Genomic DNA, 24,608 nt, shown 5'->3' on the forward strand with positions numbered 1-24,608 from the left:
CGGGCCGGTTTTCTCGCAATGCTCAAGTTGGTATTAACGATTTATATACATAAGGTCTTAGTCGGCTTAACGACTAATACGAACGTTATAATTTTTTAAATGATGAAATATTTAAGATATGTAAAACAACGGGTTAAACAACATAGCGGGCCCGGACGGGTCCGCTATAACTTAAGGTGTATATATACAATTAATCAGGTGGGGTCAGGCAATCGGTCGCCATCTTCCGAGCATGTGTTGGATATCGCCAGCGCCGTTCAATACCAACTCGCCACGTGAGCCAGCGCCGCTGGTCATCAGGCTTAGTTCACTGGGCAGTCGTACGGGTTTCCTGAACTGCACTTCAATTTCGATGTTGGCGGCCGGCAGTTGTTCGCTCATCGCCGCGAGCATGCGCGCCTTGTTCCACAGCCCGTGGGCGATGGCTTGGGGAAAGCCGAATAACTTGGCCGTCGGTGCGCTGAGATGAATCGGGTTGTAATCGCCGGACACGCGGGCATAGCGGCGACCGATATCGGCAGGTGCTTTCCAACGTGTCAGTTCGCTGAGGGGCGCGTCTACCAACCACGCGTGTTCCTCGGCCTCGCCGTCAAGCTTCACGCCTCGGCATAACATCGTGCTTTGCGCTTCCCAGAGCAGACCAAGAGCGTCCTCGACCACGGTCACCAAATCGAAGGTCACGCCCTTGGCATGGGGCTTTAGATTCTCCGTGTACACCCCGACGCTCAGCTCACTCACACTGCCCAGAGGGCGATGAATGCGAATGCGGTTGCTCAGGTGGATCAACCCCAGCAACGGAAACGGGAACGCCTTGTCGGTGAGCAGTTGCATCTGCAGGCCGAATGCCAGGACATGCGGATAAGTCGCTGGCAGCATCGGGCTGTCGGCGAAACCGCAGACCTCACAGTATGCGGCAACTGCCTTGGGGTCGACGCGTACCTGGCAGCGCAAGCCGCGTTCGGGCAGAACGCTGCCAGTGACCTTGCGCTTGAGCGCCGCACGCCAGTACAGCGGCGGCAGGAACGGAGTGCTGTCCAATGTCTGCCACTGCATGGTCATGCTCCCAGAAGACTTTGCCCACACACCCGCAGCGCCTGGCCGCTGACCGCGCCAGAACCCGGCTGGCTCAGCCAGGCGACGGCTTCCGCCACGTCCTGCGGCACACCGCCCTGGCCCAGCGAACTCATGCGTCGCCCGGCCTCACGCAAGGCAAACGGAATATGCGCGGTCATCTGGGTCTCGATAAAACCGGGGGCCACGGCGTTGATGCTGATACCACGGGCGTGCAGCAGCGGTGCCCACGCCTGGGCCAGGCCGATCAGCCCAGCCTTGCTCGCGGCATAGTTGGTTTGCCCGCGATTGCCGGCAATGCCGCTGATGGAAGCCAGCAGCACGACGCGGGCGTTGTCGCGCAGGGTGCCGCTGTCGAGCAGCGCCTTGGTCAGCACCTGGGGCGCATTGAGATTGACCGCGAGCACGGCGTCCCAGTATTCCGGGGTCATGTTGGCCAGGGTCTTGTCGCGGGTGATGCCGGCGTTGTGCACCAGGATATCGAGGCCATCGGGCAGGTGTTCGATCAATTGGGCGGCAGCGTCTTCGGCGCAGATATCCAGGGTGAGAGTGCGCGCATTCAAGCGGGCGGCCAGGGCCTCGAGGTCGGCCTTGGCCTGGGGCACATCCAGCAGGATCACGTCGGCGCCATCGCGGGCGAGGGTTTCGGCGATGGACGCGCCAATACCCCGCGCAGCGCCGGTGACCAGTGCTGTGCGCCCGGCCAATGGGCGTGTCCAGTCTTCGACCGGCGTAGCGCAGGCCTGCAGGCGAATCACCTGCCCGGAGATGTAGGCGCTCTTGGGCGAGAGGAAAAACCGCAGCGCGCCTTCCAACTGGTCTTCGGCACCGTCGCCCACGTACAGCAGCTGCATCACGCCGCCGCCGCGCAACTCCTTGGCCAGCGAGCGGCTGAACCCTTCCAGGGCCCGCTGGGCGCTGGCGGCGAACGGGTCGCTGAGGCTTTCCGGGGCGCGGCCAAGGAGCACGAGGTGGGCGCTGTGATCGAGGTTTTTCAGCAAGGGCTGGAAGAATTCGCGCAGCTGCTTGAGCTGGTCGGTGTGCTGTAGGGCACTGGCGTCGAACACCACCGCCTTGAGTTTGGGGCCGTGCCCGGGGATCCACGCCGGCACATCCAGTGCTTCGGCGCCGTAGCCGTAGATGGCATCGGTGAGTTTGTTGGCAAACGGCAAGACTTTAGTCACCAGCGCACCACCGCCCAGCAGCAGCGCACCCTCCACCGGGCGCAGGCGCCCGGCTTGCCAGCGTTCCAGGCGTACCGGTGACGGCAGGCCAAGGGCGGCGACCAGGCGATGGCCGAGGCTGGAATTGGCGAAGTCGATATAACGGTCAGACATGGAACGCTCTCCGAAGGCTGGGGTTCAAAGGTTGACCATTCCAGGGTAGCAGTCGTTCGACTAGGCTCACTGATCAAGCCCATAACAGACAGAGGGAGCTTTCCATGACTCAATTGCGCCGTGTGGCGATCATTGGCGGTAATCGCATTCCTTTCGCCCGCTCCAATGGCCCCTACGCCACGGCCAGCAACCAGGCGATGCTCACCGCCGCCCTGGAAGGCCTGATCGAACGTTTCAACCTGCATGGCCTGCGCATCGGCGAGGTCGCCGCCGGCGCGGTGCTCAAGCATTCCCGTGATTTCAACCTCACCCGCGAATGCGTGCTGGGCTCGCGCCTGTCGCCGCAAACCCCGGCCTACGATGTGCAACAGGCCTGCGGCACCGGGCTGGAGGCCGCCTTGCTGGTGGCCAACAAGATCGCCCTGGGCCAGATCGAATGCGGCATTGCCGGCGGAGTGGACACCACCTCCGATGCGCCGATTGGCGTCAATGAAGGCCTGCGCAAGCTGTTGCTGCAGGCTAACCGCAGCAAGTCCGTGGCGGATAAGCTCAAAGTGTTGTTACAACTTCGTCCGCATCACCTCAAGCCGCAGCTGCCGCGCAACGGTGAGCCGCGCACCGGGTTGTCCATGGGCCAGCACTGCGAGCTGATGGCGCAGACCTGGCAGATCCCCCGCGCCGAACAGGACCAGCTGGCACTGCAGAGCCATCAGAACATGGCCGCCGCCTATGCCGAAGGCTGGCATAACGATTTGCTCACGCCGTTTCTGGGGCTGACCCGCGACAACAACCTGCGCCCCGACCTGACCCTGGAAAAACTCGCCGCGCTCAAGCCTGCTTTTGAACGAAGTGAAAAGGGCACGCTGACCGCCGGCAACTCTACGCCGCTGACCGACGGCGCCTCGCTGGTGCTGCTGGGCAGCGAGGCGTGGGCCAGGGAACGTGGCTTGCCGATCCTCGCGTACCTGCGCGATGGCGAAGCGGCAGCGGTGGATTTCGTCAACGGTGCCGAAGGCCTGCTGATGGCGCCGGTGTACGCCGTACCGCGCTTGTTGGCCAGAAACGGCCTGACCCTGCAGGACTTTGATTACTACGAGATCCACGAAGCATTTGCCGCTCAAGTGTTGTGTACGCTCAAAGCCTGGGAAGACGCGGACTATTGCAAGACGCGCCTGGGCCTGGATGCGCCGCTGGGCGCCATCGACCGTAGCCGTCTCAACGTCAAGGGCAGCTCATTGGCGGCCGGGCACCCCTTTGCCGCGACCGGTGGGCGCATCGTCGCCAACCTGGCCAAGCTGCTCGATGCAGCCGGTAAAGGGCGCGGCCTGATTTCGATCTGTGCGGCGGGAGGCCAGGGCGTGACGGCGATTATCGAGCGTTGATGACCCGCAAAATTGGCCTGATGAATGCATTCTTCGCGGGTCAGAGGTCGGTAGCCTCTCCCACCGGCGCGCCGATTGCCGTATAACGAGTGCCACACGCGTGTTTGGTAATACAGGACCCACAATAAAAGCTGATGAAGACTCCTAAACGCATTGAACCCCTGATCGAAGACGGTCTGGTCGACGAAGTGCTGCGCCCACTCATGAGTGGTAAAGAAGCAGCTGTTTATGTGGTGCGCTGCGGCAACGAATTGCGTTGCGCCAAGGTTTACAAGGAGGCGAATAAACGAAGTTTTCGTCAGGCGTCCGAATACCAGGAAGGCCGCAAGGTCCGTAACAGCCGCCAGGCCCGGGCCATGGCCAAGGGCTCCAAGTTCGGCAAGAAAGAAACCGAAGATGCCTGGCAGAACGCCGAAGTGGCGGCGTTGTTCCGCCTGGCCGGTGCCGGCGTTCGCGTGCCCAAGCCGTACGACTTTCTTGAAGGCGTGCTATTGATGGAACTGGTGGCCGACGAATACGGCGATGCGGCGCCACGTCTGAATGACGTGACCCTGGAGCCGGACCAGGCGCGTGAATACCACGCCTTCCTGATATCCCAGATTGTGCTGATGTTGTGCACAGGGCTGGTGCACGGTGACCTGTCGGAGTTCAACGTACTGCTCACACCGACGGGCCCGGTGATCATCGACTTGCCCCAGGCAGTGGACGCGGCGGGCAACAACCATGCGTTCAACATGCTGGAGCGGGATGTGGGCAACATGGCTTCCTATTTCGGGCGCTTTGCCCCGGAGCTGAAGAAGACCAAATACGCCAAGGAAATGTGGGCGCTGTACGAAGCCGGCACCCTGCACCCAGCCAGTGTTCTGACCGGCGAGTTCGACGAGCCGGAAGAGCTGGCGGACGTGGGCGGTGTGATCCGCGAGATCGAAGCGGCGCGGCTGGATGAAGAGCGCAAGCAGGCGATCCGCGCGGCGGATGATGCGCCATCGACCAAAACCGCCGAAGAACCGCCGCCGCCTTGGATGCAGTGATCTTTCGGCCCATGGAGATCGAAGTGTGGGAGGGGGCTTGCCCCCGATAGTAGTGGTTCAGTCAACATTGACAGTGGCTGATACACCGCCATCGGGGGCAAGCCCCCTCCCACATTTGGTTTTGTGTTGAGTCAGTTGGGCATCAGGCGCAGCAACTACCCGAAGCCAATTCCTTGAGAATCGGACAATCCGGCCGATGGTCGCCCTGGCAGTGCTCCACCAGGTCCTGCAACGTATCGCGCAGTTGCTCCAGCTCGCGAATCTTCTGATTCAACTCATCAATATGCTGGCGCGCCAGGGCTTTTACGTCGCCGCTGGCTCGCTGCCGGTCCTGCCACAGGGTCAGCAGTTTGCCGACTTCTTCCAGTGAAAACCCCAGGTCCCGCGAGCGCTTGATGAACGCCAGCGTGTGCAGGTCGTCTGCGCCGTAGATGCGGTAACCGCTGTCGGTGCGGTGGGCTGGCTTGAGCAGGCCGATGGATTCGTAGTAGCGGATCATCTTCGCGCTCAGCCCGCTTTGGCGAGCGGCTTGGCCGATATTCATGGACGTTGATCCTCCAGGTCCTTGGGTTTCCAGGTTTTGAGCAGCAACGCATTGCTCACCACACTGACGCTGGACAACGCCATCGCCGCGCCGGCCAGCACCGGGTTGAGCAAGCCGAAGGCCGCCAGGGGAATGCCGATCAAGTTATATACAAAGGCCCAGAACAGGTTCTGGCGGATTTTTGCGTAGGTCTTGCGGCAGATCTCCAGGGCCGCCGGCACCAGGCGCGGGTCGCCGCGCATCAGGGTGATGCCGGCGGCGTGCATGGCCACGTCGGTGCCGCCGCCCATGGCGATGCCGATATCGGCTGCGGCCAGGGCCGGTGCGTCGTTGATGCCGTCGCCGACCATGGCCACCCTGCCGGTTTTTTTCAGCTCGGTCACGGTGGCGGCTTTGTCGGCGGGCAGCACTTCGGCGTGTACATCGTCGATGCCCAGCGCCTCGGCGACCACCCGCGCGCTGCCGCGATTATCGCCGGTGAGCAGGTGACTGCTGATGTGTTGCGCCTTGAGTTGTTGCACGGCCTGCAGTGCGCCCGGCTTGAGCGTGTCGCCAAACGCGAACAGCCCCAGCACGCGGGGATTTGCGCCTTGTTCGATCAGCCAGGACAAGGTGCGGCCTTCGGCTTCCCAGGCGGTGGCTTGCTGACTCAAGGCGCTGGCATCAAGGCCGGCGTCTTCGAGCAGGCGCCGATTGCCCAGGGCCAGTTGCCGGCCGTCAAGGGTGCCGGCAATGCCGCGTCCGGTCAGGGACTGGCTGGCGCTGACATCGGCCACCTTCAGCCCCTGCTCTTCACAGGCCTCCAGCACGGCCTTGGCCAGCGGGTGCTCGCTGCCGCGCTGCAAGGCGCCCGCCTGTTGCAGCAGTAAGGATTCGTTGCCGTCCAGCGCCGCCAAATGCGCGATCTTCGGCGCGCCCGAGGTGAGGGTGCCGGTCTTGTCGAACACCACGGCGCTCACCCCCTGGGCATGTTCCAGGGCTTCGGCATCCTTGATCAGAATGCCATGGCGCGCGGCGACACCGGTGCCGGCCATGATCGCAGTCGGCGTCGCCAGGCCCAGGGCACAGGGGCAGGCGATCACCAGTACCGCGACCGCATTGATGATTGCGCTCTCCAGCGGCGCGCCGTACAGCCACCAGCCCGCCAGGGTGAGCAACGCCAGAACCAGCACGGCGGGGACGAATACCTGACTGACCTTATCCACCAGTTTCTGGATCGGTGCCTTGGCGGCCTGGGCGTCTTCGACCAGGCGAATGATGCGTGCCAGCACGCTCTCCGCACCCAGGGCCCGAGTGCGTATCAGCAGCCGGCCTTCGCCGTTGATGGCGCCGCCGGTGACCGCATCGCCGGGCTGTTTCGGCACCGGCAGGCTTTCGCCGCTGATCAGCGCTTCGTCGGCATGGCTTTGGCCGTCGACCACTTCCCCATCCACCGGGAAACGTTCGCCCGGCTTGACCAGAACCAGGTCGCCGAGCGTGAGTGCGCTGATGGCCACGTCTTCCTCGCGGCCCTCCAGCACGCGCACCGCCCGCTCGGGGCGCAAGGCTTCGAGGGCGCGGATGGCGCTGGCGGTGTGGCGCTTGGCGCGGCTTTCCAGATATTTACCCAGCAACACCAGCGCGATCACTACGGCCGAGGCTTCGAAATACAAGTGCGGAGCGGGCCGTGTGAGCCATTGATAGACGCTCAGGCCGTAACCGGCGCTGGTGCCGATCGCCACCAGCAGGTCCATGTTGCCCGCACCGGCCCGCACGGCCTTCCACGCCGCGCTGTAAAAACGCGCACCGAGGATGAATTGCACCGGCGTCGCCAGGGCGAATTGGACCCAGGCGGGGAGCATCCAGTGCACGCCGAAGGGTTCCACCAGCATCGGCAGCACCAGGGGCAGCGCCAGCATGATCGCCAGCATCAGCGCCCAGCGCTCGTGATGCAGGCGTTGGGCTTGACTGGCCTGGGTGGCGGTTTCGCTCTGGGGCAGGGTGGCGGTGTAGCCGGCTTTTTCGACCGCGGCGATCAATACCCCGGGATCCAGTGGGTGGAGTCCTTCAACGTGGGCACGTTCGTTGGCCAGGTTGACGCTGACGCGTTGCACCCCCGGCACCTTGCCCAGCGCACGCTCCACACGGCCGGCGCAACTGGCGCAGGTCATGCCGCCGATGGGCAGGTCAAAGGTGGTGGGTCCATTCATGGGGCAGTCCTCCGGAAGACGATGCCCCTAGGATCGACCTTGACCCATGGGTAAGGTCAAGCGCCTTCAGTATTCCAGCGTAGCGGCTTTGAGGTACATGCCGTCCGGGCCTTGGGCGATCCGCAGTTTGCGTACATCTCCGGCTTTGAGCGTGATGTTCTGTGCTGGCGGCGCGAGCATGCCGGGCAAACAGCCTGGGGTTTGGCCCGGCAGCAGCTTGAGGCGCAATGACACATCACCCGGCGGCAAATTGAAGGAAGTGGCTTGTTCCTGGAACAGGCGCCCGGCCAACTGATCTTGAATGTAGAGGCCGATCTCACAGTTGGTCGGCACTTCAAGACGCTCGCGGGAAATGATCAGCACCGCATAGTCTTCAGCGGCGGGCGCAACGGCAGAAAAACTCATCAGGCCGGCAAGGGCAAATAACGACCAGCGCATGGCGAATGCTCCGTGGTTCACATCTATTGAAGGTGAAGCTTGGCCGACGTCGCGACCGAATGCCAGCCCGGCCGAGTTTTCCGAAACTTGACCTTGCCATGATGGCAAGGTCGAGACTGCGTTCAACCTCATCAAAGGAGTCATGTCATGCAAGTATTCAATGTTGAAGGAATGACCTGCGGCCATTGTGTTCGTGCGGTGACCCAGGCGGTGCAGGCCCAGGATGCCGATGCCAAGGTCACGGTGGACCTCGCGGCCAAGCAAGTCAGTGTGCAGAGCAAACTCGAGCGTGACGAGATCTCGGAGCTGATCAAGGAAGAGGGCTACACAGTCGTCTGATTGTCGATAGTTAGCGAGCTATCTTAATGTTCAAGACGCCGAAGCACGGCTAGACTGTCGGGCTGCCGACTCACTTGGATGTCTGATGAACCTTCGCATTATTCTGATTCTGGGCGCCTTGAGCGCCTTCGCGCCGTTGGCGATCGACTTTTACCTGCCGGGCTTCCCGGCGATGGCGACCGCCTTTGCCACCGACGAAAAACACATCCAGCTGACCCTGGCGGTGTATTTCGGCGGGCTGGCCATCGGCCAATTGATCTACGGCCCGTTGGCCGACCGCTTTGGCCGGCGCGTGCCGCTGCTCAGCGGCGTCACGCTGTTTACCCTCGCATCTTTCGCCTGTGCCTATGCGCCGTCCCTGGAATGGCTGATCGGTGCGCGCTTCGTGCAGGCCCTCGGCGGTTGCGCGGGCATGGTGATCTCGCGGGCGGTGGTGAGTGACAAATGCGACGCCGTGGGCTCGGCCAAGGTGTATTCGCAACTGATGCTGGTGACCGGCCTGGCGCCGATTCTCGCACCGCTGGCGGGTGGGATCATGGTGGGGGTGTGGGGCTGGCAGTCGATTTTCCTGGCACTGTCGCTGTTCAGCGTGATGGCGGCCATTGCCGTGGCCGTGGGCTTGCCGGAAACCTTTCCGGCGCATCAGCCGCGCCAGCCGTTGTCCGGCTCGCTGCGCCGCTACGGCTCGCTGTTGTCGGACCGGGTCTACTTGGGCTACGCCTTGACCGGCGGCATCTCGATTGCCGGGATGTTTGCCTACATCGCCGGTTCGCCGTTCGTGTTCATCAAGCTGTACGGCGTTCCCGCCGAGCATTACGGCTGGCTGTTTGGCTCCAACGCCGCCGGTTTTATCCTGGTGGCGCAGCTCAATGCACGGTTACTGGCCAAACGCGGCCCGGCGTTCTTGCTCTCGCGTACGGTGTGGGTTTATGTCGCGGCGGCGCTGGCCCTGCTGGGGATTGCAGCGCTGCGCACCGAAGCCCTGTGGCCGTTGCTGGTGCCGCTGTTTATCTGTATCGCCAGCCTGGGTTGCATTTTGCCTAACACCTCGGCCTGCGCCATGAACGGGCAAGGCGCGCGCGCAGGCAGCGCGTCGGCGTTGCTCGGTTGCATTCAGTTCGGTGTGGCGGCGGGTGCTGCATCGCTGGTGGGTGTGTTGCACGACGGCACGGCGATGCCGATGGCGATGGTGATCAGCCTGTGCGGTGTGCTGGCGGTGACGATTGCGATGTCGACCCAGCGCCTGCAACGGGCCAGGGCCGCGCAAGCGCAGGTCTGAAGCGGACGATCAGCCGGCGGCGGCGCGTTGCTGGCTGAGTGGGAAACGGTGGGGGGCCTGGATGCGGGCCTGCAAGGTATCGGCAAAGGCACGCGCCTCGGCTTCGGTATGGAAGATAATCGACTTCTGGTCCAGGCGGACCTCCCACTGGGATTTTGCTAACGCTTTTATCAGGATCTTCATTGCTGACTTCCTCACGTAAAAGAATCGTGGCAAAGGCGGCCAATATAAACCTGTATGCGTTGGCAAATATGACAAACGTCAACTGTCGGACTAATGGTGTCGTCCATTACCTACAACAGCAACAGACGACACCGACAGCCGCTTTTTTAGAACCCCTCTAACACGATCTTGCCCTTGGCCTTGCCGCTTTCCAGCAGCGCGTGGGCACGCCGCAGGTTGGCCGCGTTGATCACACCAAAGTGCTCGCCGACCGTGGTTTCCAGGGTGCCGGCGTCGATCAGCGCGGCCACCCGATTGAGCAGGTTGTGCTGCTCGATCATGTCCGGTGTCTCGAACATCGAGCGGGTGTACATGAACTCCCAATGCAGCGACAAGCTCTTGCGCTTGAGCTTGCTGACGTCCAGGGCCTTGGGGTCGTCGATCAACGCCAGCTTGCCTTGCGGCTGCAGGGCTTCTACCAGTTGATCTAGGTGATGGTCGGTCTGGGTCAGGCTGGCGACGTGGGTCACTTGGGGGTGGCCGGCTTGCTTCAGCGCTTCGCTCAACGGCTGGCTATGGTCGATCACCAGCTCGGCGCCCAGGGCCTTGGCCCACGCCTGAGTTTCAGGGCGCGAGGCGGTACCGATGACTTTCAGCGCGGTGAGCTGGCGGGCCAACTGGGTCAGGATCGAACCCACGCCGCCCGCCGCACCGACGATCAGCAGGCTCTGGCCCTGGTCCACCTTGCCCTCGGGCACCTGCAGGCGTTCGAACAGCAGCTCCCAGGCCGTGATGGCGGTCAATGGCAGCGCCGCGGCTTCGGCAAAGCCCAGGCTCTGCGGCATATGCCCAACGATGCGTTCGTCCACGGTGTGCAGCTCGCTGTTGCCGCCAGGGCGAACCAGGGAGCCGGCGTAGAACACCTTGTCGCCGGCCTTGAACAGCGTCACTTCGCTACCGACTGCCTTTACCACACCGGCCACGTCCCAGCCGAGCACCTTGGCGGCGCCATGTTCCGGGGCGACGTTCTGGCGCACCTTGGTGTCCACCGGGTTGACCGAGATGGCTTTGACTTCCACCAGCAGGTCGCGCGGCCCGGCGACCGGTTCAGGCAGCTCGATGTCTTGCAGGGCGTTAACGTCGCTGATGGGCAGGGAAGTGTAGTAGGCGATGGCTTTCATGATGTCTCCAGGTAAGGGGCTCGTGGTCAGGCGAGAAACTGCAGGCGCTTGAGTTCGAAGTGTTCGATCACGTCGGCGGCCTTGGTTCGAAAATTCTGGATATGCGCGCTTTGGTCGTGGTCGGCCAGGGCCGCGTCATCGGTCCAGCGCTCGAGCATGTAGAACGTCTCGGGGTGTTGCAGGTCCTGGTGCAGGTCGTACTGCTCACAGCCGGGTTCCTGTCGAGTCGGTTCGAGCAGATCACGCAGCAGGGTTTCCAGAGTGGCCTGTTGGCCGGGCTTGGCGATCAGCGTGGCGATGACGTTAAAGGCAGTAGGCATAATCAACTCCTGGGCGATGCGTAACGGGATGGCCAGATGATTGGCTATTTCCTGTGCAGATAAAAGCGGATAAAACAGAGGGCTGTTTCAATAAAACATTGATAATTGGCGGGAATGCATGCTGCGCTTTGATGATTTGCAATTGTTTGTACGGGCGGCGGACCTGGGTAGCCTGTCGGCGGCCGCGCGGGTGATGGACCTTTCCCCGGCGGTGGCCAGCGCCGCGTTGAAGCGCATAGAACACCAACTGGGCACGCGCTTGCTGGCGCGCTCTACCCGCAGCCTGCGCTTGACCGCCGAAGGTGAGGGGTTTCTGACCTACGCCCGCGCCGCGTTGAGTTCATTGGATGAAGGGCGGCGTTTGTTGGCCAGCGGGCAAGACCACGTCAGCGGCATGCTGCAACTGTCGGCACCTTCGGATTTCGGGCGCAATCAGCTGTTGCCCTGGCTGGATGATTTCCAGCGCGAATACCCGCAACTGAGCGTGCGCCTGTTGTTGGGTGATCGCATTGCCGACCTGTTCCGGCAGCCTGTGGATATCGCTTTGCGTTATGGCGAGCCTGAGGACTCCAGCCTGGTTGCGCTGCCCATCGCCCCGGAGAATGTACGGGTGCTGTGCGCCGCGCCGAGTTATCTGGCCCGTCACGGCGAGCCGCGGCACCTCGAACAACTGGCCCAGCATAATTGCCTGCTTTATATGCTCGCTGGCCGCGTGCATGACCATTGGCGCTTTTACGACGGCAAGCGCGAGGTCAGCCTGACCGTCACGGGGGATCGCGTCAGCGATGACGCCGACGTGGTGCGTCGCTGGGCGGTGGCGGGCGTCGGCATTGCCTATAAATCCTGGCTGGATGTGAGTACCGACGTTGTGGCTGGACGCTTACGCTTGATCCTGCCGGAGCTGCGCGGTGAGCGCACACCGCTCAACCTGCTGTGCGCGCATCGTGCGCAGTTGAGTAAGCCCGTCAACTTGCTGCGGGAAATGCTCGTGGCCCGTTGTGCGACATTGGCGGCACAACGGTCGGAGCGATTCGCTGCGAAGTAATGGCCTCCAGCAAAGCAGGAAATTTCGCTCAAGTGCTGTCCTTGTCCGGGCTGTAAGACCCCATGGAACCGGCGGTTCTGGCCCCTATACTTTGGCGCCAACCGCAGCAGAAAAACGGTTCAACAGGGAGTCGAGAGATGGAACAGGCACCAGGTATCAGTCATATCGCCAGCTTGCTTGCCGAGCCCAAGCGCACCGCAATGCTGTGGGCATTGATGGACGGTTCGGCGAAATCTTCAGAGGAGCTGGCGATGTTCGCCGGGCTGTCTGCGGCGTCGGCCAATGCCCATTTGGCGCGGTTGACCGGCAGCGGGCTGCTGCGGGTCGAAGCACGCCGGGGCAGGCGGCTGTTTCGCATGGCGGCCGCGGATGTCAGCGCCGCCCTTGATGCGCTGGCGACAACCACCATGGCCAGTGTGGGGCGCTGTACGCGGAATACTCCGCCGCCGGCGTTGCCGGTACCGCCGCTGTTGCGTCGCGCCCGCGTGTGCCAGGACCACCTCGGCGGCGAGCTGGCGGCCGGCCTGTACCAACGGATGACGGAGGCCGGGTGGATCCAGCGTTACGAACAACGTACCGAAGTCACGGTCAAGGGCAACCGGCATTTGGCGCAGCTGGGTATTTTTATCCAGGCGTTCTCATCGCCTCTGGTCTGCGACTGTTTCGACTGGAGCCAACAGCAACCCCATGTGGGCGGTGCGCTCGGCGCAGGGTTGCTGCAACTGTTTTTGCAGTCAAACTGGGTCAGTGCGATCGACGAATCCCAGGCCTTGTCTGTCAGCGAAGTAGGGCTGAAAGAAATTAGCCGGCTGGCCACGCCGCAGGAGCGTCGCTCTTAGTTTCGGTCAGGTCGCATCCAGCAATTGCCGGGGCAGGCGATGCCGCACACTCCCAGAGGGGATTTCCAGATGGGGAATGCGGCATGGGTACTCAGGGTTATAGCGCAGCAGAGCGGCTGGAACGGTTGCCCATCAGTGGTTACCACCGAATCATCTTCATCATTATTGCCCTGGCGTTTTTCTTCGATTCCATGGACCTGGCAATGATGACGTTTCTATTAGGCTCGATCAAAACCGAGTTCGGCCTGAGTACGGCCCAAGCCGGGCTACTGGCCAGTTCGAGCTTTTTCGGCATGGTGATCGGCGCTTCGCTCTCAGGGATGCTCGCGGATCGCTTCGGACGCAAGCCGGTGTTTCAGTGGAGCATCGTGCTGTGGGGCGTCGCCAGTTACTTGTGTTCCACGGCGCAGACCGTTGAGACGCTGACGCTGTTTCGTATCCTGCTGGGCATTGGCATGGGCATGGAATTTCCCATCGCACAGTCGATGTTGTCGGAGCTGATTCCGGCAAAGCGACGGGGTCGGTATATCGCGCTGATGGATGGTTTTTGGCCGCTTGGGTTTGTTGCCGCTGGGGTGTTGTCTTATTTCCTGCTGCCAGTGGTCGGCTGGCGCGACATCTTCCTCGTGCTGGCGGTGCCGGCGGTGTTTGTGCTGGCCATCCGGTTTTTCATTCCGGAGTCGCCGCGCTGGTTGGAACAGGCTGGGCGCCACGAGGCGGCGGACAAGGTGTTGCTGGGCATTGAACAGAAGGTGCGCGACTCCCTCGGCCGCGCCGACTTGCCGGAGCCCGTTGCCCTGCCGCGAGTGGCGAGCGCGCCTGGCACTTTCTTCTCGGCCTTCCAGCAGTTGTGGTCGGCGCAGTACCGTCAACGCACCCTGATGATCTGGAGCGTGTGGTTCTTTGCCTTGCTCGGCTTCTACGGGCTGACCTCGTGGTTGAGTGCGTTGCTGCAGCAGTCAGGCTTTGCCGTGACGCAATCGGTGTATTACACGGTGATCATCTCCCTGGGCGGGATACCGGGTTTCCTCATGGCCGCCTGGCTGGTCGAGCGTTGGGGGCGCAAGCCGGTGTGCGTGGTGACGCTGCTGGGTGGCGGGGTGATGGCGTTTTTGTATGGCCAGAGTGCGGTGTTTGGCGGCAACGTGGGGCTGCTGATTACGTCCGGCTTGTTGATGCAGTTCTTTCTGTTTGGCATGTGGGCGGTGTTGTACACCTATACGCCTGAGCTGTATCCCACTTCGGCGCGCGCAACCGGTTCCGGGTTTGCCTCGGCAATTGGGCGGGTGGGGTCGTTGCTGGGGCCACTGGTGACCGGGTTGGTATTTCCGATAACCGGGCAGGGCGGGGTATTTGCCTTGGGCGCCTTGTGTTTCGCAGTGGCGGCGCTGGTGGTGTGGGTATTCGGGATGGAGACCAAGGGCAAGACGTTGGAAGAACTCACCGAAATCTGAGATCAACGCAAAACCCCTGTGGGAGGGGGCAAGCCCCCTCCCACATTAGCCAGCGGTTAAGGCTTCACCAGTCGCGCATCCAGGCTATTTTGCGCCAGGCGTTTGGCCTGGTCCCGGGTCATGCCCAGGGAGGTGTACAACGCGTGGAAGTTCTCGGTGACATAACCGCCGAAGTAGGCCGGGTCATCCGAGTTCACCGTGACCTTCACGCCACGCTCGAGCATGTCGAGAATGTTGTGCTGGGCCATGTCGTCGAATACGCATAGCTTGGTATTGGACAACGGGCAAACGGTCAACGGGATCTGCTCGTCGATGATGCGCTGCATCAGGCGCTCGTCTTCGATGGCGCGCACGCCGTGGTCGATGCGCTGGATTTTCAGCAGGTCGATGGCTTCCCAGATGTATTCGGGCGGGCCTTCTTCGCCGGCGTGGGCTACGGTGAGGAAACCTTCATGACGGGCACGGTCGAACACACGCTGGAATTTGCTCGGCGGGTGGCCCATCTCTGAGCTGTCCAGGCCGACGGCGACGAACGCGTCACGGAACGGCAGCGCCTGGTCGAGGGTTTTTTCGGCTTCGGCTTCGCTCAGGTGGCGCAGGAAGCTCAAGATCAAGCCGCTGGTGATGCCCAGTTGCTGCTCGCCATCCTTGAGCGCGGCAGCGATGCCGTTGAGCACCACTTCGAACGGCACGCCACGGTCGGTGTGGGTTTGCGGGTCGAAGAAGGGTTCGGTGTGGATCACATTCTGGGCTTTGCAGCGCAGCAGGTAGGCCCAGGTCAGGTCGTAGAAGTCCTGAGACGTGCGCAGCACATCGGCGCCTTTGTAATACAGGTCGAGAAACTCTTGCAGATTGTTGAAGGCGTAGGCCTTGCGCAGGGTTTCGACGTCGTTCCACGGCAGCGCAATCTTGTTGCGTTCGGCCAGGGCGAACAGCAGCTCAGGCTCCAGCGAGCCTTCCAGGTGCAGGTGCAGTTCAGCCTTGGGCAGGGCGTTGAGCCAATCGTACATGTCTAAAATCTCATCAGGTGCAATGGCGGCATTCTACAGGCCATGGCTGAAATAATCGGCAAAACCTGACCAGCAGGAGAGTATTTGATTTATTTGCACAAGGGCGGCGTGAACTAAGGTGTAACGAAACGTTAGCGGCGTGGCGCAGTCTGTACCCCAACGATGACTGATTCGCTGCACATAAAGGCCCTCCATGCTCACTTCCCTCAAGCAAGAAAAATTCATGCTGCTGGCGCTGATTGCTGCCATTGCCGCCTACCCGTTGGAACACTGGATGCTCCACAGCGGGCAGATGGTGGCGTTGCTCGCCGGCCTTGCCTTGATCGCGTTTATCGTGATGGCGTCGATGCGTGTGGCCCATCATGCCGAGCAACTGGCGGAAAAGGTCGGCGACCCCTACGGTACGATGATCCTGACCCTGGCCGCCGTGCTGGTGGAAGTGGTGATCCTGGCGATCATGATGAGCAACGAACCCTCCCCCACCCTGGTGCGCGACACCATCTATTCGGCCGTCATGCTCGATATCAACGGTATCCTCGGCCTGGCCGCGCTGATGGGCGGCATCAAGCATGGCGAGCAGTCCTACAACGATGACTCGGCGCGCACCTACAGCGTGATGATCCTCACCGCCATGGGCGTGTCGATGGTGGTGCCGGAATTCATCCCCGAGGCCGACTGGAAAATCTATTCGGCCTTCACCATTGGCGCGATGATGGTGCTCTACACCCTGTTCCTGAGAATGCAGGTAGGCCCACACAGTTATTTCTTCAGCTACAGCTACCCGGAAAAGCGTCGCAAAAAATTGCCGGAACACGAGCAGGCGCCCCCCGTGAGCCTGGCGTTCTCGATTGGCACCCTGGTGTTTGGCGTGATTGTGATTGGCGCGCTGGCCGAGGTGATGTCCAAGACCCTCGACCTGGGCCTGGAAGGCACGGGTGCCCCGCCAGTGATTACCGCGATTGTGGTGGCGGCCATTTCCGCCGCGCCGGAAATTCTCACGGCGTTGCGCGCCGCCTTGGCCAACCGCATGCAGTCGGTGGTGAACATCGCACTGGGTGCCTCGTTGTCGACGGTGATTCTGACGGTACCGGTGATGGAAGCGATGGCGCTCTATACCGGCCAGCCGTTCCAGATGGCGATGACGCCGGTGCAGACGGTGATGGTGTTTATCACGCTGATCGTCAGTGCGATCAATCTCAATGACGGTGAGACCAATGCCATCGAAGGGATGACGCACTTTGTGTTGTTTGCAACGTTTATCATGCTGTCGCTGCTGGGGCTGTAACCAGCTTTCAATATCACCATAGAGCAAATGTGGGAGGGGGCTTGCCCCCGATAGCGGTGGTTCAGTCAACATTAATACTGACTGATACACCGCCATCGGGGGCAAGCCCCCTCCCACATTTTAAGCTTCGTTTGGCTTAGGTGCCGGCGATCAGCTGGCGCGCCGCCTGGGTGTGATCGGCGATCAAGCCTTTGAGGTCCAGGCCTTCCACCTGCCCGTCGATGACCCGCCACTTGCCGCCGATCATCACCCGGTCTGCGCGATCCGCGCCGCACAACAACAGCGCTGAAATCGGGTCGTGGCTACCGGAGAAGCGCAGCTCATCAAGTTTGAACAACGCCAAGTCAGCCTGTTTGCCTACGGCCAGCTCACCGATATCCGCACGCCCCAGTAGCTGCGCCGAGCCTTTGGTCGCCCAGCCCAACACGCCTTCGGGCGTGATCTTTTCCGCTCCGTAACGCAGGCGCTGGATGTACAAGGCCTGGCGCGCTTCGAGGATCATGTTCGAGGCGTCGTTGGACGCGGAGCCGTCCACCCCCAGGCCGACCGGGGCACCGGCGGCGAGCAAGTCGAGGGTCGGGCAGATACCGGAGGCCAGGCGCATATTCGAACTCGGGCAATGGCAGATGCCCGTGCCGGCGGCGCCCAGGCGGGCGATCTCATCCGGGTTGAAATGAATGCCATGGGCCAGCCAGGTGTGCGGGCCAAGCCAGCCGACGCTGTCGAGATAGTCCACGGTGCGCAGGCCGAAACGCTGCAGGCAGAATTCTTCCTCATCGAGGGTTTCCGCCAGGTGCGTGTGCAGGCGCACGTCGAGCGTGTTGGCCAGCTCTGCACTGGCTTGCATGATTTCGGGGGTGACCGAAAACGGTGAGCAGGGCGCCAGGGCGATCTGGATTTGCGCGCCGTCGCCGCGCTCGTGGTAGTGGTGGATCAGGCGCTGGCTGTCGTCGAGGATCACTTGGCCTTGTTGCACGGTCTGCTGCGGCGGCAGCCCGCCATCGGCTTCGCCCAGGCTCATGGAGCCGCGGGTGAGCATGGCGCGCATGCCCAGTTCGCGCACGCTGTCGACCTGCACATCAATGGCATTTTCCAACCCGTCGGGGAACAGGTAGTGGTGGTCTGCCGCTGTGGTGCAGCCGGAGAGCAGCAATTCGGCGAGTGCCACTTTCGACGCCAGGGCAAGTTTTTGCGGAGTCAGTCGGGCCCAGACCGGGTACAGGGTTTTCAGCCAGGGAAACAGCGGCTGGTTGACCACCGGCGCCCAGGCGCGGGTCAGGGTTTGGTAGAAATGATGGTGGGTGTTGATCAGCCCGGGCAGGACTACATGCTCGCGGGCATCGAACACCTGCGCACAGGACTGTGCGGGAGACTGCCCCTGGGCCAGCACTTCGATGATGACACCGTCTTGCAACACCAGGCCGCCACGGGCATCGAGGCCATTGGCAGTAAAGATAGCGAGGGGGTTTTTTAACCAGATACGGGTCGCAGGCATTGGCCGGCTCCTCTGAATGATGGGTTCAGGTTTGCCAGCTCAGTGTTGCCCTGTCTGCTGATCCAGGGTCGCCGGGGAGGGCGAGGCGGGTAGATTACGTGTTGGTCCACATGCCGGCAAGCGGACGCGGTCAGTGTGGGAGGGGGCTTGCCCCCGATGACGGAGTGTCAGTCGACATCTAAGTGACTGATCCGCCGCCATCGGGGGCAAGCCCCCTCCCACATTTTTATGGGTAGTCTTTTACCAGGCGATGGTGTCGCCCTTGTAGTCCACGAAATGATGACCGCCTTTGCCGGTGTAGGCATTTACCTGATCCACCAGGCCGCGCACGCTGGTTTCAACGTCGATGTGCGCGTTCTCGCCGCCCATGTCGGTTTTTACCCAGCCCGGATGCAGCGATAGCACTGTCGGTTTGGGCTCGCCCAGTTGGGTGATAAAACTGTTAGTCATGGAGTTGAGCGCCGCCTTGCTGGCTTTGTACAGCGCCAGGTCCGAACCGTCGGGGATGGTCACGCTGCCCAGTACCGAACTCATGAAGGCCAGCACCCCGGTGTCCTTGCGGATCTGCCCGACAAAACGCTGGGCCAGGTTGATCGGGGCCACGGCGTTAGTGAAAAACAGCTGGCCGACTTCCGCCAGGGTCGCGTGGCCAGGCTCCTGGTTCGCGGGGCCCTTGACGCCGGCGTTGACGAACAGGAGGTCGAAGGTGCGGTCTTTCAGGCGCTGGGCCAGTGCGATTACGGCTTGCTGGTCGTCCATGTCGAGTTTCTCGATCTGCACCGGGCCTGCGGCTTTCAGGGCGTCGGCCTTGTTCGGGTCGCGCACGGTGGCGGTCACGTCCCAGCCGTCCTGGAGCAGTTGCTTGACCAGGCCAAGGCCCAGCCCGCGCGAGGCGCCGATGATCAGTGCGGTTTTTGGCGTAGACATGAAAAGCTTCCTTTTAGAGTCGCGGTTCAGGGAGTTCAGCAAATAACAGTAACAGTTTTCAGCGTTGCAGCAGGATGCGTCCACGGCTCAGGTCGGCCAGTTGGGCTTGCAGGGTATCCACCTGCTCTTCGCCTAAAGCCAGTTGCAGTTCGACACCGTTGGCGGTGAAGGTTTCCTCCACCACCAACCCACCGAGCTCGGCAACGCGCAGTTTGACCAGGTTCAGCTCGGCGAATGCGCAGGCGCAGCTCAAGGGTATGCGGCTGATCAGCTCGATGCGTTCGGCATTCTGCAGGCACTTGTTGGCGCCACCGCCATAGGCCCGGGCCAGCCCGCCGGTGCCCAGCTGGATGCCGCCGTACCAGCGAATGACCAGCACGGCGACCTGATCGAAACCCTGGGCTTCGATGGCCGCAAGAATGGGCCGCCCGGCGGTGCCGCCGGGTTCGCCGTCGTCGTTGCTGCGGTATTGATCGCCCAGCTTCCAGGCCCAGCAGTTGTGCGTCGCGTTGAGGTCGCTGTGCTGCTCGAAAAACGCCTGGGCGTCCTGCGGGCTGGTGATCGGCGCTGCCAGGGTGATAAAGCGGCTTTTGCGTATTTCTTCACGAAATTCGCAACAACCTGTGAGCGTGAATGGCATAAATCGCTTCGTTTATTGGGCCGGCTTGATGCCACAGCCTTTGAGAATAATGTGGATCAGGTTGGTGCCGGCGTCTTCCATGTCCTGCTTGGTCAGCTTGGTGCGACCGGTGACGCGGCAGATCTGGGTGGCGAAGTCGGCGTAGTGCTGGGTGCTGCCCCATAACAGGAAGATCAGGTGCACCGGGTCGACGGGGTCCATCTTGCCGGCATCGATCCAGGCCTGGAACACGGCCGCACGACCGCTGAACCAGGCGCGGTAGTCCTGGCTGAAATACTCGGTGAGGCATTCGCCACCGCTGATGATCTCCATGGCGAAGATTCGCGAGGCCTGTGGATGGCGGCGTGAGAATTCCATCTTGGTGCGGATGTAGCGGGATAGGGCGACGGCCGGGTCGTCCTCGGCGGTCAGTGCGTTGAACGTGCTGTCCCACAATTCCAGGATGTTGCTCAGCACCGCAATGTACAGGCCAAGCTTGTTGGTGAAGTAATAATGCAAGTTGGCTTTGGGCAGCCCGGCACTGGCAGCGATGGTGTTCATGCTGGTGCCCTTGTAGCCATGGCGCGCGAACTCATCTTCAGCAGCCTGGAGAATCGCTTGTTCGTTCTTTTGCCGAATGCGGCTGGCGGGTTTACCGGCGTGGTTGCTGTGGGCAGGAACTTCGAGGCTCATGGAGGTTTCCGTGCTGATCGATAGAGGCGACGTGTGCACAGATAACCCACCCTCAAGCCTCAGACAAGTGTTGATGCAATAAAACCGTCAAAGCGATTCCAGTGAGTCGCTTTCAGGCGTGTTGTTTGCAATCGTTTCGCTGGTGTTGGTCTCGGGTAATAGCAGGCACAGCACAAGAGCAGTCAGGCCGCCGCTGGTGATGGCGGAGTCGAATACGTTCTGCACCAGGGTTGGCATCAGGTGCAGCAGGTTGGGTTGGGCGGCGATGCCCAGGCCGACCCCGAACGAGGTGGCAATGATCAGCATGCTGCGTCGGTCCAGCGGCGCCTGCGCAAGGATACGCACACCGGCTGCGGCGACACTGCCGAACATGACCAGGGTTGCACCGCCCAGCACCGGTTTGGGAATTTGCTGCAGCACCGCGCCGATCATGGGAAACAAGCCAAGACAAACCAATACCACGCCGATGTACAAGCCGACGTATCGGCTTGCCACGCCAGTGAGTTGGATCACCCCGTTGTTTTGCGCAAAGGTGGTATTGGGGAAGGCGCTGAACGTGGCGGCGATCATGCAACTGACGCCATCACCCAGTACGCCGCCTTTGAGTCGGCTTATATAAGACGCACCGCTGATGGGCTGACGGGCAATCATGCAGTTGGCGGTCAGGTCGCCGACGGTTTCGATGCTGCTGATCAGATAAATCAGCGCGATTGGCAGGAAGGCGCTCCAGTCGAAACTGAAACCAAAGCGAAACGGCGTAGGCAGGCTGATCAAAGGCAAGTCGGGCAAGGCCTGGGGCACCAGCTTGCCGCTGAACCAGGCGGCCAGGCTGCCCAACGCCAGGCCGATAATGATGGCCGAGAGGCGCACCCAAGGCGTGTTCGAGCGGTTGAGCAGAATAATCGTCGCTACCACAAACAGGCCCAGGGCCAGGTTGGTGGGCGCGCCGAAGTCGGGGGCGTTGAACCCGCCGCCGAGGTCGGTGATCCCCACTTTTATCAGGCTGATGCCGATCAGCGTAATCACAATTCCGGTGACCAAGGGCGTGATGACCCGGCGCAGTTGGCCGATAAAGCGGCTCAGCACGATTTGCACCAGGGCGCCGAAAAAGCACACACCGAAGATCATCGCCAGGATGTCCTCAGGGCTGCCGCCGCGTTGCTTGACCAGGAAACCGGCCGACAGCACCGCACCCAGGAACGCAAAACTGGTGCCCTGCAGGCAGATCATGCCCGCCCCGATACCAAACGGCCGGCGGGCCTGGATGAACGTGCCGACGCCGGAGACCATCAGCGCCATGCTGATCAAGTAGGGCAAGTGCGCGGTGAGGCCCAGGGTGGAGCCGATGATCAAGGGCGGAGTGATGATGCCGACGAATGCGGCCAGCACATGTTGCAATGCGGCGAGCAGGGCGGGCAGAGGTTTGGGGCGGTCGTCGAGGCCGTAGATCAGGTCGTTGGATTCTGGTGGCATGGCGGGTCAACTCGGGGCGGACGGTTCAAGGTCCATGTGCCTTGCAAAAAGCTGTCCACCTGCTCAGCTTTTTGCTGAAGCCTCGCGTTAGCGCGTTGCTGCCAGGCTTTCGAGGAAGCTTTCCAGCACCAAATGGGGGCGCCGGCCCTTGCGCGTGACCGATGCCAGGCTCAAATCGTAAAACCGTGTAGCCGATTTCAGCGCGCGTAGTCGGCCTTGCTGTACCCACAGGCTGGCGTAGTGGTCGGGCAGGTAGCCGATATAGCGGCCGGTGAGGATCAGGAACGCCATGCCTTCGCGATCCGAGGCGCTGGCGGTGCAATTGAGCGCCTGGTAATGGGCCTGGATCTCGGCGGGCAAACGGAAGGTGGGGGCGATGGCGTCCTGGCTGTCGAGCCGGGTGTCGTCCAGTTGCTTGTCGTCGGCATAAAACAGCGGATGGCCGACCGCGCAATAGAGCAGCGAGCGTTCGCTGTACAACGGTTGGTACTCCAGGCCGGACAACGCGCTGGCTTGGGGCACCACGCCAACGTGCAGGCGACCATCGAGTACGCCTTGCTCCACTTCATTGGGGGCGATCATGCGGATTTGAATCTGCACATCCGGGCCGCGCTCCTTGAGCTGTGCCAGGGCGTGGGTGATGCGCATATGGGGCAGGGTGACGAGGTTGTCGGTGAGGCCGATGATCAGCTCTCCGCGCAAGTGCTGGTGCAGGCCGTTGACCTCGGTGCGAAAACTTTCCAGGGCACTCAACAGTTGCAACGCCGATTGATAGACCTCGCGGCCTTCTTCCGTCAACGAGAACCCCGCACGCCCACGTTGGCATAGCCTCAGCCCGAGGCGCTGTTCCAGGTCACTCATTTGCTGGCTGATGGCCGAGCGACCGATGCCCAGAACGGTTTCGGCCGCCGAAAACCCGCCGCACTCCACCACGCTGCGAAAGATGCGCAGCAAGCGGATATCAAAGTCGCTGACCTGGGCCAGAGGGTCGGGACGACGGCTGCTCATAGTTTAGTGAAGTCCTGACTGAAGGTTAGAAGAGTTGAATTTCACCGACTTTATCCCCGTGGCAATTTAGCTGCAACAACGCTTTTTCAATCCCGACGCTGCCTTTTGCCTTGCGAGGTTTTGCTGATGAACATGCCGGAAAACGCCCCATCGTCCCTGGCCAGCCAACTCAAGCTGGATGCTCACTGGATGCCTTACACCGCCAACCGTAACTTTCAGCGCGATCCGCGGCTGATCGTGGCTGCCGAAGGCAGTTGGTTGACCGATGACAAGGGGCGCAAGGTCTACGATTCGCTGTCGGGCCTGTGGACCTGCGGCGCCGGGCATACGCGCAAGGAAATCCAGGAAGCGGTGGCCAAGCAGTTGGGCACCCTGGACTACTCGCCGGGCTTCCAATACGGTCATCCGTTGTCCTTTCAGTTGGCGGAAAAAATCACCGACCTTACCCCGGGCAACCTGAACCATGTGTTTTTCACCGATTCCGGCTCCGAGTGCGCCGACACCGCAGTGAAGATGGTGCGCGCCTACTGGCGCCTGAAGGGCCAGGCCACCAAGACCAAGATGATCGGCCGCGCCCGCGGGTACCACGGTGTGAACATTGCTGGCACCAGCCTCGGCGGTGTCAGCGGTAACCGTAAGCTGTTTGGCCAGGCAATGATGGATGTCGACCACTTGCCGCATACGCTGCTGGCGAGTAACGCGTTTTCCCGTGGCATGCCGGAGCAGGGCGGTATCGCATTGGCCGATGAGTTGCTCAAGCTGATCGAGCTGCATGATGCTTCGAACATCGCCGCGGTGTTTGTCGAGCCAATGGCCGGCTCCGCGGGCGTGCTGGTGCCGCCGCAGGGCTATCTCAAGCGCCTGCGTGAAATCTGCGATCAGCACAACATCCTGTTGGTGTTCGACGAAGTCATCACTGGTTTCGGCCGCACCGGTTCGATGTTCGGCGCCGACAGCTTCGGCGTGACCCCGGACTTGATGTGCATCGCCAAGCAAGTCACCAACGGCGCGATTCCCATGGGCGCGGTGATTGCCAGCAGTGAGATCTATCAGACCTTCATGAACCAGGCGACGCCTGAGTACGCGGTGGAATTTCCCCACGGCTACACCTATTCGGCGCACCCGGTGGCCTGCGCGGCCGGCCTGGCGGCGCTGGACCTGCTGCAAAAGGAAAACCTTGTGCAGAGCGTAGCCGAAGTCGCGCCGCACTTTGAGAATGCGCTGCATGGCTTGAAGGGCAGCAAGAACGTGATTGATATTCGTAACTACGGCCTGGCGGGTGCCATCCAGATTGCCCCGCGTGACGGTGACGCGATCGTGCGTCCGTTCGAGGCCGGCATGGCACTGTGGAAAGCCGGCTTCTACGTGCGTTTTGGTGGTGACACCCTGCAGTTCGGGCCAACCTTCAACAGCAAGCCGCAGGATCTGGATCGCCTGTTCGATGCGGTCGGTGAAGTGCTGAACAAGATCGACTGATTTCTCCTTCT

Annotated in this window: 24 protein-coding genes; 9 read left to right on the forward strand and 15 right to left on the reverse strand. The window is 61.8% G+C overall.

What is annotated here, in order from left to right; translation table 11 throughout:
* Positions 1-204 precede the first annotated feature (204 nt).
* Together C4J94_RS03285 and C4J94_RS03290 are read right to left on the reverse strand one after the other, a co-directional pair.
* Positions 205-1,053, reverse strand: a complete 849-nt coding sequence (locus C4J94_RS03285) for a MaoC family dehydratase (RefSeq protein WP_124384960.1) — start codon at positions 1,051-1,053, stop codon at positions 205-207.
* A gap of 2 nt (positions 1,054-1,055) precedes the next feature.
* Positions 1,056-2,408 carry a 3-oxoacyl-ACP reductase gene (locus C4J94_RS03290; RefSeq protein ID WP_124384961.1) on the reverse strand — a complete coding sequence of 451 codons (1,353 nt, stop codon included), beginning with the start codon at positions 2,406-2,408 and terminating at the stop codon, positions 1,056-1,058.
* A 104-nt stretch (positions 2,409-2,512) separates the two neighbouring features.
* Between C4J94_RS03290 and C4J94_RS03295 the strand changes: the two genes are divergently transcribed.
* A complete protein-coding gene (locus C4J94_RS03295) occupies positions 2,513-3,790 on the forward strand; it encodes an acetyl-CoA C-acetyltransferase (protein ID WP_124384962.1) in 1,278 nt (425 codons plus the stop codon).
* A 134-nt stretch (positions 3,791-3,924) separates the two neighbouring features.
* Entirely contained in the window at positions 3,925-4,821 is an 897-nt protein-coding gene (locus C4J94_RS03300) for a PA4780 family RIO1-like protein kinase (RefSeq protein WP_124384963.1), read from the forward strand.
* A gap of 142 nt (positions 4,822-4,963) precedes the next feature.
* On the opposite strand, the gene cueR is transcribed toward C4J94_RS03300, so the two are convergent.
* The 3 genes from cueR to C4J94_RS03315 form a co-directional block, all read right to left on the reverse strand.
* Entirely contained in the window at positions 4,964-5,365 is a 402-nt protein-coding gene (gene cueR, locus C4J94_RS03305) for a Cu(I)-responsive transcriptional regulator (protein WP_124384964.1), read from the reverse strand.
* Positions 5,362-7,554 (reverse strand): cation-translocating P-type ATPase, encoded by a 2,193-nt coding sequence (locus tag C4J94_RS03310; RefSeq protein WP_124384965.1) that lies wholly within the window; start codon positions 7,552-7,554, stop codon positions 5,362-5,364. Before C4J94_RS03310 ends, cueR begins: the two co-directional genes overlap by 4 nt.
* 66 nt (positions 7,555-7,620) lie before the next feature.
* Entirely contained in the window at positions 7,621-7,992 is a 372-nt protein-coding gene (locus tag C4J94_RS03315; protein ID WP_124384966.1) for a hypothetical protein, read from the reverse strand.
* 147 nt (positions 7,993-8,139) lie between these two features.
* Here C4J94_RS03315 and C4J94_RS03320 point away from each other — a divergent pair, with 147 nt between their 5' ends.
* Together C4J94_RS03320 and C4J94_RS03325 are read left to right on the forward strand one after the other, a co-directional pair.
* Complete coding sequence (locus C4J94_RS03320) at positions 8,140-8,331, forward strand: heavy-metal-associated domain-containing protein (protein ID WP_124384967.1); 192 nt, start codon at positions 8,140-8,142, stop codon at positions 8,329-8,331.
* 85 nt (positions 8,332-8,416) lie between these two features.
* On the forward strand, positions 8,417-9,610 hold the full coding sequence (locus C4J94_RS03325) for a multidrug effflux MFS transporter (RefSeq protein WP_124384968.1): 1,194 nt from the start codon (positions 8,417-8,419) through the stop codon (positions 9,608-9,610).
* A gap of 9 nt (positions 9,611-9,619) precedes the next feature.
* Here the strand turns inward: C4J94_RS03325 and C4J94_RS27545 are convergent, their stop codons facing one another.
* The 3 genes from C4J94_RS27545 to C4J94_RS03335 form a co-directional block, all read right to left on the reverse strand.
* Entirely contained in the window at positions 9,620-9,793 is a 174-nt protein-coding gene (locus C4J94_RS27545; protein ID WP_164484509.1) for a hypothetical protein, read from the reverse strand.
* Positions 9,794-9,939: 146 nt separating this feature from the next.
* Positions 9,940-10,953: a zinc-binding alcohol dehydrogenase family protein gene (locus C4J94_RS03330; protein ID WP_124384969.1), complete on the reverse strand. Its 1,014-nt coding sequence runs from the start codon at positions 10,951-10,953 to the stop codon at positions 9,940-9,942.
* A 26-nt stretch (positions 10,954-10,979) separates the two neighbouring features.
* Positions 10,980-11,273 (reverse strand): putative quinol monooxygenase, encoded by a 294-nt coding sequence (locus C4J94_RS03335; RefSeq protein WP_124384970.1) that lies wholly within the window; start codon positions 11,271-11,273, stop codon positions 10,980-10,982.
* Positions 11,274-11,391: 118 nt separating this feature from the next.
* Between C4J94_RS03335 and C4J94_RS03340 the strand changes: the two genes are divergently transcribed.
* The 3 genes from C4J94_RS03340 to C4J94_RS03350 all read left to right on the forward strand — a co-directional run bounded on the left by C4J94_RS03340 (position 11,392) and on the right by C4J94_RS03350 (position 14,611).
* Positions 11,392-12,318: a LysR family transcriptional regulator gene (locus C4J94_RS03340; RefSeq protein ID WP_124384971.1), complete on the forward strand. Its 927-nt coding sequence runs from the start codon at positions 11,392-11,394 to the stop codon at positions 12,316-12,318.
* Positions 12,319-12,455: 137 nt separating this feature from the next.
* Positions 12,456-13,157, forward strand: a complete 702-nt coding sequence (locus C4J94_RS03345; RefSeq protein WP_124384972.1) for a helix-turn-helix transcriptional regulator — start codon at positions 12,456-12,458, stop codon at positions 13,155-13,157.
* Positions 13,158-13,240: 83 nt separating this feature from the next.
* Complete coding sequence (locus tag C4J94_RS03350) at positions 13,241-14,611, forward strand: MFS transporter (protein WP_124384973.1); 1,371 nt, start codon at positions 13,241-13,243, stop codon at positions 14,609-14,611.
* Positions 14,612-14,667: 56 nt separating this feature from the next.
* Here C4J94_RS03350 and C4J94_RS03355 read toward each other — a convergent pair whose 3' ends face one another.
* Positions 14,668-15,621, reverse strand: a complete 954-nt coding sequence (locus C4J94_RS03355) for an adenosine deaminase (RefSeq protein ID WP_124384974.1) — start codon at positions 15,619-15,621, stop codon at positions 14,668-14,670.
* A 193-nt stretch (positions 15,622-15,814) separates the two neighbouring features.
* On the opposite strand from C4J94_RS03355, the gene C4J94_RS03360 reads away from it, so the two are divergent.
* Positions 15,815-16,906 carry a calcium:proton antiporter gene (locus C4J94_RS03360; RefSeq protein WP_124384975.1) on the forward strand — a complete coding sequence of 364 codons (1,092 nt, stop codon included), beginning with the start codon at positions 15,815-15,817 and terminating at the stop codon, positions 16,904-16,906.
* A gap of 136 nt (positions 16,907-17,042) precedes the next feature.
* Here C4J94_RS03360 and C4J94_RS03365 read toward each other — a convergent pair whose 3' ends face one another.
* From C4J94_RS03365 to C4J94_RS03390, 6 genes are all read right to left on the reverse strand, one after another.
* Complete coding sequence (locus C4J94_RS03365; protein ID WP_124384976.1) at positions 17,043-18,401, reverse strand: 8-oxoguanine deaminase; 1,359 nt, start codon at positions 18,399-18,401, stop codon at positions 17,043-17,045.
* Positions 18,402-18,641: 240 nt separating this feature from the next.
* A complete protein-coding gene (locus C4J94_RS03370) occupies positions 18,642-19,328 on the reverse strand; it encodes an SDR family oxidoreductase (protein WP_034134634.1) in 687 nt (228 codons plus the stop codon).
* Between the two features lie 58 nt (positions 19,329-19,386).
* A complete protein-coding gene (locus C4J94_RS03375) occupies positions 19,387-19,968 on the reverse strand; it encodes a YigZ family protein (RefSeq protein ID WP_124384977.1) in 582 nt (193 codons plus the stop codon).
* 12 nt (positions 19,969-19,980) lie between these two features.
* Positions 19,981-20,640 carry a TetR/AcrR family transcriptional regulator gene (locus C4J94_RS03380; RefSeq protein WP_124384978.1) on the reverse strand — a complete coding sequence of 220 codons (660 nt, stop codon included), beginning with the start codon at positions 20,638-20,640 and terminating at the stop codon, positions 19,981-19,983.
* Between the two features lie 87 nt (positions 20,641-20,727).
* Positions 20,728-22,113, reverse strand: a complete 1,386-nt coding sequence (locus C4J94_RS03385; RefSeq protein WP_124384979.1) for a uracil-xanthine permease family protein — start codon at positions 22,111-22,113, stop codon at positions 20,728-20,730.
* A gap of 87 nt (positions 22,114-22,200) precedes the next feature.
* The gene (locus C4J94_RS03390) at positions 22,201-23,121 is read right to left on the reverse strand and encodes a LysR family transcriptional regulator (protein WP_124384980.1); all 921 of its coding nucleotides are present in this window, start codon (positions 23,119-23,121) and stop codon (positions 22,201-22,203) included.
* Between the two features lie 126 nt (positions 23,122-23,247).
* Between C4J94_RS03390 and C4J94_RS03395 the strand changes: the two genes are divergently transcribed.
* A complete protein-coding gene (locus tag C4J94_RS03395; protein ID WP_124384981.1) occupies positions 23,248-24,597 on the forward strand; it encodes an aspartate aminotransferase family protein in 1,350 nt (449 codons plus the stop codon).
* Positions 24,598-24,608: the final 11 nt, after the last annotated feature.

The sequence above is a fragment of the Pseudomonas sp. R5-89-07 genome (assembly GCF_003851685.1).
Classification (GTDB): Bacteria; Pseudomonadota; Gammaproteobacteria; order Pseudomonadales; family Pseudomonadaceae; genus Aquipseudomonas.